Source organism: Caballeronia calidae, from assembly GCF_900044055.2.
Taxonomy (GTDB): domain Bacteria; phylum Pseudomonadota; class Gammaproteobacteria; order Burkholderiales; family Burkholderiaceae; genus Caballeronia; species Caballeronia calidae.
The window spans coordinates 1-1692 of record NZ_FCOX02000252.1 but is presented as its reverse complement, the minus strand read 5'-3'; the positions used below and the strand labels follow the sequence as shown (position 1 = coordinate 1692).

The 1692-nt window shown below is 55.6% G+C and carries 4 protein-coding genes and 1 pseudogene; all 5 read left to right on the top strand.

Translation table 11 applies throughout. From position 1 onward, the window contains the following. Window positions 1–103 precede the first annotated feature (103 nt). Window positions 104–268: pseudogene (locus tag AWB78_RS49525) on the top strand (site-specific integrase); the annotation flags it as partial. Window positions 269–349: 81 nt separating this feature from the next. Further along, window positions 350–580, top strand: coding sequence for a hypothetical protein (locus AWB78_RS42425; RefSeq protein WP_062613264.1), 231 nt, complete (start codon window positions 350–352; stop codon window positions 578–580). 64 nt (window positions 581–644) lie between these two features. Next, window positions 645–935 (top strand): nucleotidyltransferase family protein, encoded by a 291-nt coding sequence (locus tag AWB78_RS42420; protein ID WP_062613267.1) that lies wholly within the window; start codon window positions 645–647, stop codon window positions 933–935. After that, window positions 932–1327 carry a HepT-like ribonuclease domain-containing protein gene (locus tag AWB78_RS42415; RefSeq protein WP_062613262.1) on the top strand — a complete coding sequence of 132 codons (396 nt, stop codon included), beginning with the start codon at window positions 932–934 and terminating at the stop codon, window positions 1325–1327. Before AWB78_RS42420 ends, AWB78_RS42415 begins: the two co-directional genes overlap by 4 nt. 120 nt (window positions 1328–1447) lie before the next feature. After that, window positions 1448–1692: hypothetical protein (locus AWB78_RS49185; protein WP_232478142.1), on the top strand; the 245-nt coding region annotated here is incomplete at its 3' end.

Genomic DNA, 1692 nt, shown 5'->3' with positions numbered 1-1692 from the left:
CTCGGTCAAGCCTTCGCTCCAACGCCGCACTCGCTTGCGGCTCGGAACGAAGCATACCTTTATTTACGGATAAGTTCCTAGCGCTGGTGATAGCAGCCACAGTGGACGACGAACCTTTGCGACCCGACTGGTCGCGCAAGGCCACTCGCTCGACACCGTCCAAATATTGTTCGGACACTCGCATCTCGATCACGTTTCCGCGCATCTGGAAGTCAGCTCGCGCGAGCGACGTGAAGCGCTCGCGGCATTCAATTTCGAACTTGATTAAAGCGCGGTCCCTTTTATGCCGTTATCAGTCGGGGCTTCTCGTGTTACGCTTGGTGCACTTGTACACCATCTTAGGAAGGCTATGGACGAGGTCATCGACAACGGCATCGCTCTGCGCTCGCTCATCGAACAGGCAGGACTCACGCAGGCCGATGCGCTCGCAGCATTGAACAGGGGGCAAGCCTTCCCCATTGCGTTATCGACGTGGAAGGCTTATCTCGCCGCGCCTGACAGCGCACGGCATCGAGCATGCCCCGACAACGTTCTGGCGCACGCCAAAAAGACTCTTGGAAAAGCTCCAAAAGAGCGTTGATGGAGTGCACATGTGCGCCCAATATCTAACCATTGTCTCGAAACGAAATACACCGGAGAATTTCGTGAAGCCATCTATCGCTCTGAACGCGCACCGCGCGGAGATCCGCAGGATTGTGGAGGACAACCGGGCGACAAATGCTCGCGTGTTCGGCTCGGTGCTGCACGGCGAAGACACGGAAGAAAGCGACCTTGATCTGCTAGTCGAGCCGGAGCCGGGGATGACCTTGCTGAACCTCGGGGCTATCCGTTACAAGCTGGCCGATCTGCTGGGTGTACATGTGGACGTGTTGACGCCTAATGCGCTGCCGGACAAGGTCAAGGCGATCGTCATGGCGGAGGCTCAACCTGTATGAGCAACAAGGAGCCTCGATTGCACGATTATCTCGGGCACATTGTCGAAGCGATCGCCAGAATTGAGGGCTACATCAGCGATATGCCCAAAGAAGTTTTCGTAGCAAACCAGCTTTTGATTGATGCCGTGGTGCGCAATATCGAAATCGTTGGTGAGGCAAGCAACCGGGTTACGAAACACCACCGGGAGTTTCGTGATGCACACCCTGAAGTCGAGTGGCGCGGAAGCTACGAAATGCGCAGCGCTATTGCCCACGACTATTTCAAGGTTGACCTTGATTTGGTTTGGAATACGGTCAAGAACGATTTGCCAGCGATGCGCGAGACGGTGCAAGGCCTGCTGGATGAACTGAATGCGAAGGACCGGCCGGCTGTGCCGCGTCCGCGCATGTAACGGAAAACAACTTGACGCATGGGCGCACCGTTCCGGCCGGTCGCCGGAGATGAGAAGCCGAGGTAAAGAGGAACAGAGGAACAGAGGGGAACAGAGGAACAGAGGAACAGAGGAACGGCAATGTTCTCAACTACAAAAACCAAAATCCTTGTTCTTGCGGACGGCGTCGCTACACTGATGACCTTGAATCTTTCAGGATGCGTCACGGCTCGCGAGACCTATTCTGCATCCGGATCGCAGGGGTACAAGCTAACGTGTAACGGACACCTCAACGCCTGGGAAGATTGCCTAGTCTCACTGTGTCATAAATTTAACCTGATCTCCCAGCAACACGGACAGCGAGGAAGCTTGCTGGTGATCGCGTG